The organism is Streptomyces sp. NPDC014891 (assembly GCF_043081085.1).
Lineage (GTDB): Bacteria > Actinomycetota > Actinomycetes > Streptomycetales > Streptomycetaceae > Streptomyces.
Genome location: NZ_JBIBWF010000014.1, coordinates 176,780 through 192,852, shown reverse-complemented (window position 1 = coordinate 192,852; position 16,073 = coordinate 176,780). Strand labels below are relative to the sequence as shown.

The window sequence follows — 16,073 nt, the reverse complement described above, 5'->3', positions numbered from 1 at the left end:
CGCCACTCTTTGGTGGGACCGGGGCGCGCCGCGGCCCCTTCGGTGACACCATCGGACGGGACACGGGCACGACGACGGTCCGAGGAGAGAGTCACGATGACCGAGGCGACTCGGCACACACCCGGCACGCCCTGCTGGGTGAGCTTGATGGTGCACGGGCTTGACGCCACCCAGGAGTTCTACAACGCGCTGTTCGGCTGGGAGTTCGCACCCGGTCCGCAGCAGCTCGGACCGTATGTGCGCGCGCTGCTCGACGGCCGGGAGGTGGCGGGCATCGGCCAGCTCCCGCCCGACCGGCACCTGCCGATCGCGTGGACGCCGTACCTGGCCACCGACGACGCCGACGAGACCGCCGAGAGCATCCGCTGCTGCGGCGGCACGGTGGCCGTGGGTCCGCTGGACGCGGGGAAGGCCGGCCGGATGGCGGTCTGCTCCGACCCGGTGGGCGCGGTCTTCGGGATCTGGCAGGCGGAGGCGCACCACGGGACGGCCGCGGCGGGACCGCCCGGGACGCCCGTGTGGAACGAGCTCCTGACGTACGAGACGTCCTCGGTCGGCAAGTTCTACCGGACGGTCTTCGGGCACGAGGTGGAGCCGGTCGTGTCCCCCGACCACGACTACGCGACGCTCCATGTGGACGGGGCGCCGGTGGCCTCGCTGCACGGCGTCGGCACCGCGCTGCCCCGGGACCGGGGGCCGCACTGGATGACGTACTTCGAGGTCGCCGACACGGACGCGGCCGCCCGGCTCGTGCTGCAGCTCGGCGGTCATGTGCTGAGTCCCCCGCGCGACGCGACGGCGGGGCGGCTCGCGCTGGTCACGGACCCGGAGGGTGCGGTCTTCACCCTCGTCAGGTCCGACGCCGGGTGAGCCCGGGGGCCGCCCGCCCGCTCGGGTGGGACGGCCCCGCTCGGGCGGTCCGGCCGTGCGGGGCGCCCGCGGAGCCGGGCCCGCGGGCCGGTTCAGCCCCGCCGGGGCCGTGCCAGGCTCCGGCGGAGCCGGGACTGCAGGCCGCTCCCCCGCGCTGCCGCGCCGGTGCCGCCGGGCAGGTCGAGCAGGCCGAGGCGCTCGGTGTCGAAGTGGTGCGCGACGTCCGGGTCGGCGTGGTGCGCGGCGAGGAAGGCGGCGGTCTCCTCCCGCATCCCCGGGTGGCTCTTGGGCCGCATGCAGTAGCCGACCGCGCGGACGAGCGGGGTGAGCGAGTCCGGGGCCGCTCCGGGGACCGCCGGCGCCTCGTCGCCCTCCAGGTCCGCGACGAGGTGGTCGACGACGGTGAGCGGGATCCGGTTGCTGTTCTCGTAGGGGGTGAGCCGTGCGAGGACCTCGGCGGTGCCGACGCGTGCGACGGGGACGCCGTAGTAGACGGCGGCGGTGAACATCGCGGTCGAGAAGCAGCCGACGACGAGCCGGGGCCTGCACCGCTCGTAGAAGGTCTCGGCGAGCAGCGGTCCGTCGAGCACGGTGAGCCGGACGCCCGACCGCTCCGCCTCCGCGCGGAGCGCCGTGGAGTAGCCGGCGGGTGCGGACGGGTGCGGCTTGAAGACCACCGAGCGGTGTCCCGCGGCGGCGGCGCCGCGGAGCATGCGGACGTGCAGGTCCTCCTCCTCGTCGACGGTGAGGAGGTCGAGGGCGGCGAGGTACTGACCGAGCATCAGGGCGGTGGGTCCGGCGGCGGCCGCCCGGAGGATCCCGGGGTCGTCGGCGGCCTCCGCCGCGATCTCGGCGAGGACCGCGCGGAAGGCGCTGTCGGGGACGATCTCCGGTTCGACGCCGTACTCGCTCAGCAGGAGGGGGCGCAGTCCCGGCACCAGGTCGAGGTGGAGGACGCGGCGGACCCGGCAGGCGATCGACTGCGCGAGGTCGTTGCGGGTCGGGCCGTAGCTCATCAGGCCGTCGGCGTAGACGTGGACGGCGCTCTCGGGGAAGGCGCCGGCCAGTGCCTTGGCGGGGTTGACCTGGATGGACTCCACGATGAGCTCCACCGGGACGCTGCCGAGGGCCCACGCGGTGCGCAGCACGCGCTGCCATAGCGGGGCCTCCTCGGGGCGGGGGGCCCAGGCGGCGGGGTGGTACGGGTGGATCGTCTCGTTCCAGTCGAGGACGCCGTCGAAGCGGCCGGCGATCCGCTCGTAGCCGGTCATGGTCTCCATGCGCAGCGCGGTCTCCGGGATCTCGGCGTTGCGTGAGATCAGCAGGAGGCGGCGGGCGTCCTCCCGGGGGCCGAACTGTCCGGCGTCCAGGGAGGCGGCGAGGGTGGCGGCGCCGTAGAGGGTGGACACCTGGAAGATCTGGACCGGGCGGCCGTCGGTGGCCGGGTGGGGCGCCGGTGCCTTCTCGGGGGCGGGGGCCATGGGTCAGGCGGTCCTTACGGTGTCGCGCAGGCTCCGGAGGAGGGTGCTGCGGGGGGTGTCCATGGTGGCGAGGGTCTCTTCGAGGACCTGCTGGGGCATGCGGTGGAGCGCGTCCCGGACGTCGGCGCGGAGCCTCTCGGCGACGGCGGGCTCGTACGTGCCGACCTTGCCCATGTGGAAGGCGATCATCGCGCAGTAGGTGCGGACGGCCTTAGGCAGGAAGCGGTCCGCCTCGGCGTCGCGGAAGACGTCGGCGAGCAGGGTGTCGTAGGACGGGATGAAGTCCAGCTGCCGGTTGTCGGTGATCTGGGTGAGCGAGGTGGTGACGCCCCTGCGGTAGAAGACGCCGTGCAGGGAAAGCGCGGCGAACGTGCGGGCCCGGAGATGGAGACGCCATACCCAGAGGCGGTCCTCGGCGGTTCTCAGGGATGTCTCGAAACGGGATGCGCCGTTCTGGAAGAGCCGGGAACCGTAAATGCCGAAGGGGACGAACGGATAGTCGACCATCGTCACCATGCTGGCGGGCGAGATTCCGTCGCGGGGGTCCATGACGGTGTCGCGGCGTTTGGCCGGGGCATAGCGGATGTTCCGTTTCCGACCCTCCGAGAGGACGTGGTCGGTGCGGGCGAAGTCGCAGCCCAGGCGCTCGATCCCGGCCACCATGGCCTTCAGGTGGCCGGGCGCGTACCAGTCGTCGCCGTCGAGAAACGTGAGGTAGTCGCCGCGGGCGGCGTCGATTCCCGTGTTCCGCGCCTGGGCGACCCCGCTGTTCGTCTCGTGCCGGAGGACGGTGGCGTTCGGCAGGCGGTCGCGCCAGCGGTCGAGGATCTCCGGGGTGTCGTCCGTCGAGCAGTCGTCGACCAGCAGGAACTCGAATTCCGGATCCGCGTTGTTCGCGAGACTGCGCAGGGTGTCGGGCGCGTACGCCCCGACATTGTGGAACGGTACGACGACGGACAGTTTCGGCACTCGGAATCCCCATACTGAATCGAACAGTTCAACCCCGCTACGGCCGGTACCGTAACGGCTCGCTTTTCCGGGCGAACGATCCGCGCGTGCACTCCGGGTGAACTCTTGGCGTCCCCCGTGGAAAGCCGGCGCGGAACCGGCCTCAGCCGGCGGCCGGAGGCCCGTCGGACCGTCCGGCCCGCCGCCGGGCGCGCCGGTGCAGGGCCCCCGTCGCGATCAGCGCGAGGAGCGCGGTCAGGCCGACGGCTCCGCCGAGCGTGAGCCCGGGCGGACGGAAGGCGCAGGTGACGGTGGTCGCCCGGCCGTCGAGCGGGAGGGCGACGAGGCCCTGGTACGTGCGCGCCGGGCGCGGCTCCTCGTCGCCCGCGGCGCACCGCCAGCCGGAGATCCGGGGGGCGGCGAGCACCGCGGTCCCCGTGCTGCCGGAGGGGAGTTCGGCCGTGACGGTGTGTCCGGTGGCGCGCACCGCGGTGGCGCCGGTGGCGGTCAGCCGCCGCACGGCGGAGTCGAGCCGGTCCCGGAGCAGGCAGCCGACCGGCTGCCGGGGCAGCCGGACGGCCCGCTCGGGGCTCAGTCCGATCCGCACCTCGCCGGAGGCGGGCACGGTGCCGAGGGCGTGCATGGCGGCGCGGACGGCGGGCGGCCGGCCGTCGAAGTCGACGGGCGGCTCCCCCGCGAGGGCGGCGCCGCCGTGGTACTCGGGGGCCCAGAACCAGAGCTGTGAGCCCGCCGGGCAGCGGGCGGTGACGGTCCGTCCGTCCCGGGTGACCGCCGGCAGCTCGTACACGTCGGCGCCGAGGAGCCGCTCCTGCCGGGCGAACGCCGAGTCCCCGGGGTGGGTCGGGGGCCGCTTCCGCGGACGGACGGTGACCAGCGGGGGTACGGGGGTGGTGGTGACGGTCACCTCGGCCCGGGGCGGGGTGTCCTTGCGCACCGGTTCGGTCGGCACCGAGCGGATCCGGGTGCCGACGGAGAAGAGGGCGTCGGTCACCGGGTTGTCCAGGGTGACCAGGTGGCGGCCCTTGGCGTAGTACCCGAAGCCCAGGTCGGCCAGGGTCCGGGAGGTCGCCTCGGCGGTGAGGCTGCTGTAGTAGTCGGCGCCCTGTCCGCCCGCGATCAGGGCGTCGTTGCCGCCGGGGATCTCCCCGGGCTCCGTCCGGTGCTCCGGCCAGGCGTCCGCGCGGGCCGCCGCCTCGGCCACGGCGGTGTGCCAGGGACCGATCCGGGGCGACCAGGCGACCTCCTCGCGCTGCTGCTCCTCGATCCGCTTCCCGGTGACGACGGTCTCACCGGCCTGCGCGGCGACGAGGAGGACGAGGGCGAGGACGGGAAGGGCGCGGGCGGCGGCGAGGGCGCGGGCGGTGTTCGGGGGGCGGCGCCGGTGCGGGAGGGCGGCGAGGGCGGCGGCGAGCGTGAGGGCGGCGGCGGTGCCGAAGGCGGGGTAGGTCCATCGGTCGACGTCGACGCTGCCGCGGGCCGCGCCGGCCAGGAGGGCGAGCAGGGCGCCGCCGGCGAGGAGCGCGGGCGGGCGGGGGACGCCCCGGGCGGCCGAGAACCAGCCGGTGACGACGAGCAGTCCGCACAGGACGAAGGCCTGGCGGTAGGGGCCTCCGTTGGGCGAGGCGCCCGCGTGCCAGAGCAGGTGGGTCGGCTCCCACTGGAGGGAGAGCGTCACCAGGAGCACGGCGGCCGACCAGCCGGCCCGGACGTGCGGGGCCACGGCCTTGTTGAAGGGCAGGGTGAGGGCGAGGGCGAGGGCGGGCGTGCCGATGAAGAGGGCGGGGCTCGCGAGGCTCGCGGTGGCCGGCAGGAACCGGGCGAGGAGCTCCGTCCAGGCGGCGGGGGCGAAGGTCGCCTCGGGGGTGGGGTCGGCGACCTTGGTGCCGAGGAAGACGACCGCGACGAGGGGCGCGGCGAGGCCGATGCCGAGGAGCACGCCGCGGGCGGCGCGCAGCGCCCCGGCCAGGCGCTGCCGCGCGCCGGTCGCCTCCTCGGCGGTGAGGAGCCGGACGAGCAGGACGACGGCGGCGCCGAGGGTGGCCATGTAGGCCGTGTAGAAGTTGGCGGTCCAGGCCAGGGCGACCACGAGGGGGCCGAGGACGGGGCGGCGACGGACGCGGGCCCATTCGCCGACCAGGCAGAGCAGCGGGAACGCGATGAGCCCGTCGAGCCACATCGGCACGGTGGTGCCGAAGTCGAAGGTCCATCCGGAGAGGGCGTAGGCGGTGCCGAGCAGGGCGGCGACCGGCCAGGGGCCGGGGCGCAGCCGCAGGAGCAGCAGGGCCATCGCCGCCGCGGCGGCGGAGATCTTGAGGACGGTGACGGCGTACAGGGCGAGCTCGGCGCGGTCCGCCGGGAAGAGCACCACGAGCAGGTCGAAGGGGCTGCTCAGGTAGGTGCCGATGTCGCCGAGGAAGTTGGCGCCGAATCCGGAGTTCCAGTTGAGGAAGGCGTCCCCGTGGGTCTCGCCGAGCAGGAGGGAGCGCCAGTACGCGTGGAAGGGCAGGTACTGCTGGCCGAGGTCGACGGTGTTCCTGGTCGTCGGGCCGAGGGGGTACCCGCCCGAGAGCCGGGTGGCGAGGGCGAGGAGCGCGGCGGTGAGCAGGGCGGCCGCCGCAGGACCGAGGACGGCCGGGGAGCGCGGGCGCCGCGGGGCGCGGGGCGGGTGGTGCGGGCCGCCCGTCCCCTCCTCACCGTCGACCTCGTCGAGCAGGGTCTCGGCGGCGGGGGGCACACGTCCTCCAGGGGCGTTCGGAGCGGGGCGCCCGGGTGAGCCGTCACGGGCGGACGGCCATTACCGCCGAGCCGGGCGACCCGCAACCGATCAGCGGGCGGTGTTCCGGCGCACCCCGGGTGAACTCCCGGTGTCGGGGGGCCGGTCGGGTGGCGCGGGCCCGGTGGGGGTGTCGTGTCCCGGCCCCCCGTGCGGGCCGGGACACGACACCCGTACGGGCCGGGGGGCGACACCCGTACGGTCCGGGGCGCGACCCCCGGACGGTCAGGGGCGCGCACCCGTACGGGCCGGGGGGCGACACCCGACCGGTCAGGGGCGCGCCCCCCGGACGGTCAGGGTGGTGTCAGCGCACGAGCTCGTCGACCGTGCGGGCCACCGTGCCGAACAGGTCGGTGACCGTCGTCAGGGCGGCGGCCTGGAGCGCCTCCGCGGAGGTGACGGTGCCGTCCGGGCCCTCCAGGGGGCGGGTGGCGGTGGCCTCGGCGACGACGGTGGGGCGGTGGCCCCGGTTGAAGGCGCCCTGCGCGGTGAAGAGGACGCACATGTGGGTCATGAAGCCGGCGATGACCAGGTCCCCGTCGGCGCCGAGGTCCTTCAGGGCCGCTTCGAGGTCGGTGGCGTGGAAGGCGTCGGGGAACTGCTTGACGACCACCTTCTCGCCCTCGACCGGGGCGACCTCCTCGCTGATGGCGCCGATCTCGGCCCGGATGTCGTACGGGGTGCCCTCACCGCCGTCGTTGACGACGTGCACCACGGGAGCACCCGCGGCGCGTGCGGCGGCCAGCAGGCGCGCACCGGCGGCGAGGGCGGCCTCGGCGCCGTCGAGCCGCATGACGCCGGACCGGTAGGTGTTCTGGAAGTCGATCATGATCAGCGCGGAGTCGGCCAGGCGCGGCAGGTCCTGCGGAAGGCCGATCACGTCGCGGAGGGTAGTGGAGGCGGTCATGGGGTTCCTTCCAAGACGGAGAGAGGGAGGCGGAGCAAGGGAGCAGGTGCTCGGGCCGGAGGCGGCTCCGGACCCCCGGGGTGTGTTCAACGCTAACACGGTTTGTCAGCATCGCTTACGTCACTTGTTAGCGCTGTTATCGTGGGGAGCATGTCGACGGCACGCGCGCGCATCCTGGAAGCCACCGAGGAACTCCTCGCCACCAAGGACGCGCTGTCGATCTCGACCCGCGCCATCTGCGACCGGGCGAAGGTCGGCATGCCCGAGATCTACCGCCAGTTCGGCGACAAGCAGGGGCTGCTCACAGCGGTCGCCGACGCGGGTTTCGCCCGCTTCCTCGCCGAGAAGCGCAGGAACCCGCTCACGGACGATCCGGTCGAGGACCTGCGGACGGCCTGGGACAGCCACGTCGCCTTCGCGCTCCGCAACCCGCACCTCTACCGGCTGATGTTCACACCGGCCGGCGACGCGAAGCCCGGGGCCGTCAAGGAGGCGCAGGCGATCCTGCTGACGGCGGTCGAACGCTGCCGCGACGCCGGCCGGCTCCGGACCAGCCCGGAGCTCGCCGGGCGTTCGATCCTCTCGGCCAACGTGGGCGTGTGCATGATGGCGCTGTCCTTCCCCGACCTGTTCGGGGACTCCGACACCTCCCCGGCGGTACGGGACGCGGTGATCGGGAAGGTCACCGGCGACGAGCGCGAGGACGACCGGATCGGCACGGCGACCGTCCTCGCCCAGGCCCTGGTCGGAACCCTCACCGGCGCGGCCCGCCCCGACGGCGACGCCCTCGGCCGGCTCGCCGGGGCCCTGCTGCCGCCCTCCGCGCCGTAGCGGCGATCCCGCCACCCGCCGCCGGCCCCCTCCCCCCTTGGCCACCGGCCCGGCCGCGGACGGCGTCCCCGCCCTGAACGGCACCGGCGGCCCTCCCGTCCGCGGCCGCGTCTTCGCAGGTCCCGGCCCCGGCGGCGGAACCGCCGGTCAACTGCCGCCGCAAAGTTCCGGCCACGGCGCTCCACCGGCCTACGCTCGCAACTCCCATACCAGGAGGAGGAGTACGCCATGGAGAACCCGACTCGCAAGGTGGCCGCGGCCGGTGCCGCCGCACTGCTCGCCGCCGGACTCGTCGTCACCGGAGCCGGTGCGGCGAACGCGGCCGACAGCGGCCGGGCCGAGCGCATCACCTCGGTGTCCCAGCTCAAGGACAGCATCCGGCTCGCCGTCGCCCAGGAGGAGCAGGCCGGGGCGCAGTCCCTGAGCCAGAGCGTCGGCGGCAGGGTGACGCAGGTGGCCGGCACCCGCTCCGGAACCTGCTGAGGCCGAGGTGACGACCGTGGGCGAGGGCGTCCCCTCGCAGACCTGGTGCCCCAGCGGGGAGGCGCACGCGCCGGAGTCCGTCGTCCTGGGCGTACGGTCCGGGCAGGACGGGCGCGTGGTGTACCTGGCCGATCCCGTACCGGCCGCCGAGGTGCTCGGCGAGGTGCCTGAGGGCATCGAGCCGCGGCGCGTCCTGCGGTTCGCGTCGCACTGCGTCAGCGACTGCGTGAACCGCAGGGGCGGCGACTGCACGCTCGTGGAGCGGGTGCTCGCGCGGCCCGCCGCGCAGGAGGACGGCCCCGTCCCGCGGTGTCACCTCAGGGCCCGGTGCCAGTGGTGGAAGCAGACCGGGGTCGCCGCGTGCGGGCGCTGCCCCGCCGTCTCGACCCGCCACCACGCCGATGACGCGCTGGCCGATCTGGTGGCCGATCCGGCCACCACGCAGGAGCAGCTCGACGAGTGGATCGCGATGGCCGGCTGAGCGACGGTGCCGGCCGGCACCCGGATACGCGGAAGGTCCCCGGACAGATCGTCCGGGGACCTTCCGCGTGTGCGCCGGGCCCTCACGCGCGGGCCGGCGGGTCTCCCCTGATGTCCCGCTCCGACAGGCGGTTCACCCGGGGCGAGAGCGTGGTCAGTTCGCCGTGGACGGCGACCGCCGCCGCGTAGCCGCGGTCGACGGGGATGTCGAGCAGGGTCCAGCCGGCCGGTGGCAGATGCCCGTCGGGGCTGCCCGAGCCCACGTAGTCGGCGGCCGGATCGCGGCCCAGGCCGGTGCCGAGCCCCTTGAGATACGCCTCCTTGCGGGTCCACAGCCGGGCCAGCGCCCTCGGCCTGCGCGGCGGAGGCAGCGCCTCGATCTCGCGCTGCTCCGCGGGGTGCAGCATGGCGGCGAGTTCCGCCGCGCCGCCCGGGTCGGCGACCAGGTCGACGTCGACGCCGATGGGCGCCACCGCCGTCCCCACGAGGACGAGGTCCCCGCGGTGGGAGAGCGAGAAGTGCAGGCCGCGCGAGGCCCCCAGGACGGTCGGCCGGCCGTGCGGGCCGCCGCAGCAGGGGCAGGTCTCCCGGCCGTAGCGGATGTCCTGCGGCAGGGTGTCGAGGTAGGTGCCGAGCAGCCGGCGCAGTGCCAGGTGGGCGGCGGTGAAGCGGACCCGGTCCTCCGCGTGCGCCAGACCCGCGGCGCGCTGCCGCTCGCCGTCGTCCAGGACGCCGGCGTCGAGCCCGGCGCCCCGGGCGTCGGAGACCCGGAGCAGCCACAGGTCCAGGGAGCCGGGCCGGGGCAGGGCGCGCGGGGGCGGCAGGGGGGCGAGCAGCAGGGTGCCGCTCGCGGGACTCCGGGGACCGCTTCTGGGATCGCTCACGGGACCCCTCCTGTTCGATGACGGATGCGCGGAGGCGGCCGACCGCCGGGACGGATCAGCCTTGTTCGGGAACGGCGTGCCGGAGGGTCCGCCGATCGGCCGGTTCGGTGGGGTCCGCCGGTACGGGCGCCCCGCCGCCCTGCTCGGCGGGCCTCGCGGGGGGTTCCCCGGCGGGCGGTTCGGTGGGCGGTTCGGTGGGCAGGTCGCGGCGGTTGCGCAGCGGCCCGGCGAGCAGCAGGACGGAGCTGACCGCGAGACCGGCGGTGAGGAGCCACAGCGCGGGCCGCAGCCCGAGCGTCCCGCCCAGTGCGCCGCCCAGCAGCGAACCGACGGGTATGGCACCGAAGTTGGCGACGGAGACGCTGGCGGTGATCCGGCCGAGCAGCTGCGGCGGGCAGTACTGCTGGCGGAACGCGCCCTGGATGACGTTCGCGGACACGACGCCGAGCGCGAGCACGGCTCCGCCGACGGGCAGCAGCACGACCCGCCAGCCGGGTTCGGCCAGCGGGATGAGCAGCCCGAACGGGGCCGTGGCGAACTTGCAGAGCAGCATGCCGCGCGCGGTGCCCAAGCGGCGCGCGACGGGGGTGGCGACGACGGCGCCGAGCAGGCCGCCCACGCTGCTGCCGGCCAGCAGCCAGCCCACCATGGCCTCGCCCACGTGGAGTTCGCGGACGAGGAACACGGTGAGGATGGCCTGGTAGCCGGTGAGCAGCAGGTTGGTGACGGTGCCGTAGGTGGTCAGGACGCGCAGATAGGGGTCGCGGACGGTGTGCCGCAGCCCTTCGGTGACGTCCTTGCGCAGGGCCTGGGGCCGTTCGGGGCGCTCCGGCACCGGTTCCCGGGCGCGGATGCCGAGCAGGCACAGCGTGGCGATCAGGAAGGTCGCGGCGTTGGCGACGAGACCGGCGACCGCTCCGAACGCGCCCGCGAGGGCACCACCGCCGCCGAGCCCGGCGAGCTGCGCGGCCGATTCGCTGCCCTGGAGCTTGGCGTTGGCCTCGGTGAGGTGCTCGCGGGGGACGACGAACGGCACGTACACCCGGTACGCGATGGAGAAGAAGACGTTCGCGACGCCGGTGAGCAGGGCGACCAGGAGCAGCTGCGTCATGGTCAGCACGTCGAGCCAGGCGGCGGCCGGCACGCTGAGCAGGAGCACCAGGGAGGCCACGTTGCAGGCCACCATCAGCGGGCGACGCGGCAGCCGGTCCACCCAGGCGCCCGCGGGCAGCCCGAGGAAGAGCCACGGCAGCCAGGCGGCGGCAGCCAGGGCGCTCACCCAGAAGGTGCTCGCGTCCAGGGTGACCACGGCCACCAGCGGCATGGCGACGCCGGTGATGTTGCTGCCGAAGCGGCTCGTGGTCTCCCCCGCCCACAGGAGCCGGAAGTCGCGCTGCCGCAGCAACCCGTCCCGGCGTCGCGCGGTCATCGGGCGGCCACCGCCTCGGCTTCCGTGCCGGGCTCCGAGGTGTCCGACGCGGCGGCCACCACCCGGGCGGCCTCGGCGGTCAGCCGTGCGGCGGCGTCCGCCCAGCGGTCCCGGCGGGCGTCCGACTCGGCGGTGAGGGCGGCGAGTTCGGTACGCGCCCGGGCCAGCGCCTCGGCCGGTCCGGCGCCGCCGGGTCCGCCGCCGTGGGCGCAGGCCGCGGCCACGGTCTCCGGTTCGAGCCAGTCGGCCGGGTATCCGGCGGCGGCCGCGGCCACGCCGGGGTGGGCGCGGGCCGCGTCGGACAGCGGCGTGCCGCCGTCGAGGGCGCCGAGGACGGTCTCCCCCACGAGGTGGTGGGCGGTGCGGAAGGGGATGCCGTCGACGACGAGGCGTTCGGCGAGGTAGGTGGCCGAGGTGAAGCCCTCGCGTGCGCGGTCGCGCATCCGGTCGCGGTCGGGTTCCGCGCCGTCGACGACGAGCCGGAGGAGGGTGACGGCCTGGGTGGTGTCGGCGAGACCGGGCCACAGGTGGCGGGCGGCCTCGGTCCCGACGGCGATGGCGTTGGTGTAGCCGGCGGTCGACATGGCCGCCGCGGCGCCGGTGAAGCCGGCGAGCGCGGAGGTCGAGCGGCCCTGGATGTGTTCGAGCAGGAAGGGGTTGCGCTTCTGCGGCATCATCGAACTGGAGCCGACCAGGTCGTCGGCCATCCTGAGCAGCCCGAACTCCTCCGTCGTCCACCACGTCAGGTCACGGGCCGTCCGGGCGAGGAGGACGCCGAGGACCGCGGAGGCGGAGAGCATCCGCAGGACGAAGTCGCGGGAGGCGACGGCGTCGACCGAGTTGGGCGCGGCGGCGGTGAAGCCGAGGAGGTCCGCGGTGCGGGCCGGGTCCACCGGCACCGAGGTGCCGCCGACGGCTCCGGCGCCGAGCGGGTTGACGTCGATCTCCCGGCCGGCGTCGAGCAGTCCGGCGAGCGAGCGCAGGACGGCGCCCGCGATCCCGGTCAGGTAGTGGCCGTAGCTGATGGGCACGGCGGGCTGCCCGTGCGTGTAGGCGGGCATGGTGACGTCCCGGTACGCCTCCCCCTTGTCCAGCAGGACCCGCGCCAGCCCGGCGACTTCGTCGAGGAGCCGGCCGTAGGGGCCGCGGACCCTGAGCCGGACGGTGGTGGCGTTGAGGTCGTTGCGGGAGCGCCCGGTGTGCAGCACCCCGCCGGTCTCCTGGCCGAGCCGGTCGACGAGCCAGCCCTCGTACGCCAGGTACAGGCCGCGGGGCATGGGCCGGGAGCGGAGGGGCGCGAAGTCCTCGGCGCGCAGGGCGTCGACGGTGGTGAGGAGGGCCGCGGCGCGGGCCGGGTCGACGATGCCGCGCTCGGCGAGCATCACCAGGTGGGCCCGGTCGACCTCGCTGATCAGGCGTAGTTCGTCGCCGACCGGGTCGCCGTCGTCGGTGCGGTACTGGTCGTAGACGATGCGGTGGGCGCGCGGGTCGAGGCCGGTCCGGAGCCGGCCGGTGTGGACGCCCGCCTCGGGGCCGCTCGTGCCGGTGGTGCCGCCGCTCATACCGGCACCGCCTCCCTCGCGGCCGCTCCGGCCACCGGTGCGCCCGCCGTCAGGGGGGTCAGCGCGGTGGCGAGTCCGCGGGCCAGGGCGGTGTCGGCCGCGGCGGCGGACTCCGCGGGAGCCGTACCGGTGGCGATCACGTGGCCCACCCGCCCCCGGAAGTCCTCGGCGGGCCCGACCTCGGCCCCGGCCGGGCGGTAGAGGGCGGCGTCGACGACGCCGGGCACGGCGCGGGCGGCCGTCCCGGCGGCGGTGACGTCGGCGAGGACGCTGTCGGTGCCGGCGGTCAGGAAGCGGATCGACGCCGCGCCCGCGGCGTCGGGGGTGCCGGCGAGGTCGACGTCCGCACCGAGCGCGGCCCGTACCTGGGCGCCGACCAGGTCGACCCCGCGGGCCCGGCGCACGAGCTCGGGGATCATCCCGCCGGCGAGCCGCGGGTTGACCTCGATGACCCGGGCGGTGTCGCCGTCGAGCCGCAGTTCGACGTGGGCCGCGCCCCAGCCGAGGCCGAGGGCGCGGACGGCGCGGACGGCGGTGTCGGCGAGCGCGGCGGACTGCGCGGCGGGCAGGACGGCGGGCACGTCGTGGCCGGTCTCGACGAACACCGGGGGCGCGCCGACGTGCTTGGCGACCGTGACGACGACCTCCTCGCCGAAGACCTCGACCGAGAACTCGCGGCCGGTCAGGTACTGCTCGACGAGGACCACGCCCGGGGTGCGCAGGCCGCGTTCGTTGACGGTGGCGGCCAGCAGGCCGCCGGCGTGCTCGGCCACCTCGTCCCGGTCGCGGCAGAGGCGTACGCCCAGGCTGCCCGACCCCTGGACCGGCTTGACGACGACCGGGCCGCCGATCCACTGGGCGGCGGTGATCGCCTCGGCGACGTCGCCGGCCGCCGAGAAGAGCGGTACGGGCACCCCGGCCGCGGCGAGGGTGCGGCGCTGCGCGGACTTGTCGCGGCAGGCGCGGACGGCGTCGGCGGACGGCCCGGGGAGCCCGAGGCCGGCGGCCAGGTCCGCGGCGGTGGCGACGTAGTACTCGGAGCTGGAGAGGACTCCGGCGACCGGCTCGGCGGCGGCCAGGCCGGCCACCGCGGACCGCAGGGCGTCGCCGTCGGAGGTGTCCACGACGACGGTGCGCAGTCCGTCCTCGGCGGCGTACGGGTAGCGGCCGGGATCGGCGCTCAGCAGGACGGGGACGACGCCGAGGTCGCGGGCCCGGGCCGCGAACTGGCGCCCGGTGCCGGTGGTGTTGGACTCGACGAGGAGCAGCAGCGGGGCGGTCACGAGCGGACCTCCGGCGCCGGCTCTCCGAGGTCTCCGGCGTCCGGGGCGGCCAGGGCGCCGAGGTCGGGGACCTCCGGCGTCATCACGTCGTCGAAGCCGCGGCGGGCCCACACGAGGCGGCTCCACGCGGAGGGGGCGTCGAGCGGGTGGTCGACGGTGACCGGGCCGCCGGGGGCGGGCGCCGGTTCGACGCCCTGCTCGCGCAGCCACTCGGCGTGGTAGACGGTGGACTGGTAGCGGTAGCCCTCGTCGGGCAGCACCATGACGACCTTGCTGTCCGGGTTGCGCGCGGCCCACCAGGAGGCGACCTGGAAGGAGGCGCCGCTGGTGGGCCCCATGAACAGGCCGTGGTTGCGGAAGAGTTCGTGGGTGGCGTGGAAGGCCTCGGGGGCGGTCACCCAGTGCACCTCGTCGTAGGCGCTGTGGCGGACGTTGCCCGGGTGGATGCTGCTGCCGAGGCCGCGCAGGGTGCGCGGGCCGTCGGGCGAGCCGAAGATGATGGACCCGTGGGTGTCCACGCCGACGAGGTGCAGGGCCGGGTCGGCGGGCCGCAGGGCGGCGGCGAGGCCGCCGGTGGAACCGCCGGAGCCGACCGGGCCCACGAGGCAGTCGACGGAGCCGACGGTCTCGCCGATGAGGTCGGCGACGACGGCGTAGGCGCCGGGGTTGTCGGGGTTGTCGTACTGCCCGGGCACGAAGCTGTCGGGGTGGAGGCGGCGGAGTTCCTCGACGCGGGCGAGGCGGGCGCCCTGGATGCCGCCGCTCTGCCCGGCGTACTCGACGATCTCGACGGTGGCGCCGAGCATCTCCAGCCGGTTGCGCAGGTCGCGGTCGATCGCGGAGTCGCCGACGATGGTGAGGTCGTAGCCGCGCAGCCGGCAGACCATCGCCAGGCCGAGCGCGAAGGTGCCGGAGGAGGTCTCGATGATCCTGCTGCCGGGACGCAGCAGTCCGGCGGCCTCGGCCCGGTCGATGATGTAGCGCGCCGGCAGCAGCTTCATGAGGCTGAACGCGGCCGCGTAGAGGTTGTCGGTCACCTGGATGATGCGGGGCAGTTCGGTGGCGTCCACCACCGAGTCGTGCAGCCTGCCGACGCCCGCGATCGTGGTCGTAGTCATGTCAGTCACCCGTCGTGAAGATCCACTGCTCGTGGATGCCGATGTTGTGCAGGAGTCGCTGGGCGTGTTCGGTGCGGGCCTCGACGTCGGGGTCGTCCCGGTCGTACAGGAGCCCGGCGATGTCCCCGCTGTGCGCGGCCTGGATGCCGAGGGCGCCGGTCTCCCGCACGATGGAGCGCAGCCCGTCGAGGCGGGGGATGGGCAGGTGCCGCTGGTTGATGTCGGTGCTGGCGGTGGCGACGGCGCCGACCAGGGCGACGTCCTTGGTGTGGATGGCCTCGCGCAGCATCACCTGCAGTTCGGCGAAGAGTTCGAGTTCGGCGCCGCCGTACTCGGCGGGCGGGAAGGCCAGGGTGTCGACGCCTCTGCCCTCGTTCTCGGGGCGGGAGCCGAAGCCGAGGACGCGCACGGCCGGCATGCGGTAGCCGAAGTCCTCGATGACCTTGCCCTCGCGCTGCGCGAACAGCACCGAACTCTCGTTGAACATGAGGGAGTCGGACGCCGTCTCGGCCCGCACCGCGATCCTGGCGATCTCCTCCGGGGGCAGCGGGGACACCAGGGCGTCCTGTACGGCCCAGACGGCGGCGAGCACGTCGCTCGTGGAGGAGCCGAAGCCGCGGCAGAGCGGGACGTCGCCGGTGAGTTCGAGGTGCCCGCCCACCGGTCCCTCCCCTGGCGGCAGGCAGGCCTCGGCGGTGAGCTGCGCGGCCCGCGCCGCCTTGGTCTTCCAGGTCGGGTAGACGGTCAGCTTCTCGCCCCGCGCGGGGATGAACGAGGCCCGGGTGGTGTGGACGGTGCAGGGCAGGGTGACCAGCCCCCGGGTGAGCTGGCCCTGGTGCGGAAAGACGCCCTGGAGAATTTCGCCGTGATGTATCGGGGCCGAGGCGACGCCGACCCGCCAACCGGAATGATCCACCATGTCCTTGACTTCCTCTGGGGGCCGGACCGCACCGCTCACAGGGCCTGGCCGATCGTGCGGACATCCACACGCTAGGCAGCGCGG

At 75.0% G+C, this 16,073-nt stretch carries 14 protein-coding genes; 4 read left to right on the top strand and 10 right to left on the bottom strand.

The window, feature by feature from the left end; genetic code table 11:
- Positions 1 to 96 precede the first annotated feature (96 nt).
- Positions 97 to 870, top strand: coding sequence for a VOC family protein (locus ACF09E_RS32440; protein WP_392209393.1), 774 nt, complete (start codon positions 97 to 99; stop codon positions 868 to 870).
- Between the two features lie 92 nt (positions 871 to 962).
- Here the strand turns inward: ACF09E_RS32440 and ACF09E_RS32435 are convergent, their stop codons facing one another.
- From ACF09E_RS32435 to ACF09E_RS32420, 4 genes are all read right to left on the bottom strand, one after another.
- Positions 963 to 2,351: a polysialyltransferase family glycosyltransferase gene (locus ACF09E_RS32435; RefSeq protein ID WP_392209391.1), complete on the bottom strand. Its 1,389-nt coding sequence runs from the start codon at positions 2,349 to 2,351 to the stop codon at positions 963 to 965.
- Positions 2,352 to 2,354: 3 nt separating this feature from the next.
- Positions 2,355 to 3,320: a glycosyltransferase family 2 protein gene (locus ACF09E_RS32430; RefSeq protein WP_392209389.1), complete on the bottom strand. Its 966-nt coding sequence runs from the start codon at positions 3,318 to 3,320 to the stop codon at positions 2,355 to 2,357.
- A 142-nt stretch (positions 3,321 to 3,462) separates the two neighbouring features.
- Complete coding sequence (locus ACF09E_RS32425) at positions 3,463 to 6,054, bottom strand: YfhO family protein (RefSeq protein WP_392209387.1); 2,592 nt, start codon at positions 6,052 to 6,054, stop codon at positions 3,463 to 3,465.
- A gap of 343 nt (positions 6,055 to 6,397) precedes the next feature.
- Positions 6,398 to 7,000 carry an isochorismatase family protein gene (locus tag ACF09E_RS32420; protein WP_392209385.1) on the bottom strand — a complete coding sequence of 201 codons (603 nt, stop codon included), beginning with the start codon at positions 6,998 to 7,000 and terminating at the stop codon, positions 6,398 to 6,400.
- A gap of 150 nt (positions 7,001 to 7,150) precedes the next feature.
- Here ACF09E_RS32420 and ACF09E_RS32415 point away from each other — a divergent pair, with 150 nt between their 5' ends.
- The 3 genes from ACF09E_RS32415 (at position 7,151) to ACF09E_RS32405 (ending at position 8,795) form a co-directional block, all read left to right on the top strand.
- A complete protein-coding gene (locus tag ACF09E_RS32415; RefSeq protein ID WP_392209383.1) occupies positions 7,151 to 7,831 on the top strand; it encodes a TetR/AcrR family transcriptional regulator in 681 nt (226 codons plus the stop codon).
- Between the two features lie 228 nt (positions 7,832 to 8,059).
- Positions 8,060 to 8,314: a hypothetical protein gene (locus ACF09E_RS32410; protein ID WP_392209381.1), complete on the top strand. Its 255-nt coding sequence runs from the start codon at positions 8,060 to 8,062 to the stop codon at positions 8,312 to 8,314.
- A gap of 16 nt (positions 8,315 to 8,330) precedes the next feature.
- Positions 8,331 to 8,795 carry a hypothetical protein gene (locus ACF09E_RS32405; RefSeq protein WP_388803384.1) on the top strand — a complete coding sequence of 155 codons (465 nt, stop codon included), beginning with the start codon at positions 8,331 to 8,333 and terminating at the stop codon, positions 8,793 to 8,795.
- A gap of 82 nt (positions 8,796 to 8,877) precedes the next feature.
- On the opposite strand, the gene ACF09E_RS32400 is transcribed toward ACF09E_RS32405, so the two are convergent.
- The 6 genes from ACF09E_RS32400 to ACF09E_RS32375 are packed head-to-tail and all read right to left on the bottom strand — an operon-like array spanning position 8,878 to position 15,989.
- Positions 8,878 to 9,678 (bottom strand): 4'-phosphopantetheinyl transferase family protein, encoded by an 801-nt coding sequence (locus ACF09E_RS32400; RefSeq protein WP_392209379.1) that lies wholly within the window; start codon positions 9,676 to 9,678, stop codon positions 8,878 to 8,880.
- A gap of 55 nt (positions 9,679 to 9,733) precedes the next feature.
- Positions 9,734 to 11,107 (bottom strand): MFS transporter, encoded by a 1,374-nt coding sequence (locus tag ACF09E_RS32395; RefSeq protein WP_392209377.1) that lies wholly within the window; start codon positions 11,105 to 11,107, stop codon positions 9,734 to 9,736.
- On the bottom strand, positions 11,104 to 12,669 hold the full coding sequence (locus ACF09E_RS32390) for a lyase family protein (RefSeq protein WP_392209375.1): 1,566 nt from the start codon (positions 12,667 to 12,669) through the stop codon (positions 11,104 to 11,106). Before ACF09E_RS32390 ends, ACF09E_RS32395 begins: the two co-directional genes overlap by 4 nt.
- Entirely contained in the window at positions 12,666 to 13,952 is a 1,287-nt protein-coding gene (locus tag ACF09E_RS32385; RefSeq protein ID WP_392209373.1) for an ATP-grasp domain-containing protein, read from the bottom strand. Before ACF09E_RS32385 ends, ACF09E_RS32390 begins: the two co-directional genes overlap by 4 nt.
- Positions 13,949 to 15,070 carry a PLP-dependent cysteine synthase family protein gene (locus ACF09E_RS32380; protein ID WP_392209371.1) on the bottom strand — a complete coding sequence of 374 codons (1,122 nt, stop codon included), beginning with the start codon at positions 15,068 to 15,070 and terminating at the stop codon, positions 13,949 to 13,951. Before ACF09E_RS32380 ends, ACF09E_RS32385 begins: the two co-directional genes overlap by 4 nt.
- Position 15,071: 1 nt before the next feature.
- Positions 15,072 to 15,989: a kinase gene (locus ACF09E_RS32375; RefSeq protein WP_361850097.1), complete on the bottom strand. Its 918-nt coding sequence runs from the start codon at positions 15,987 to 15,989 to the stop codon at positions 15,072 to 15,074.
- Between the last annotated feature and the right edge of the window lie 84 nt (positions 15,990 to 16,073).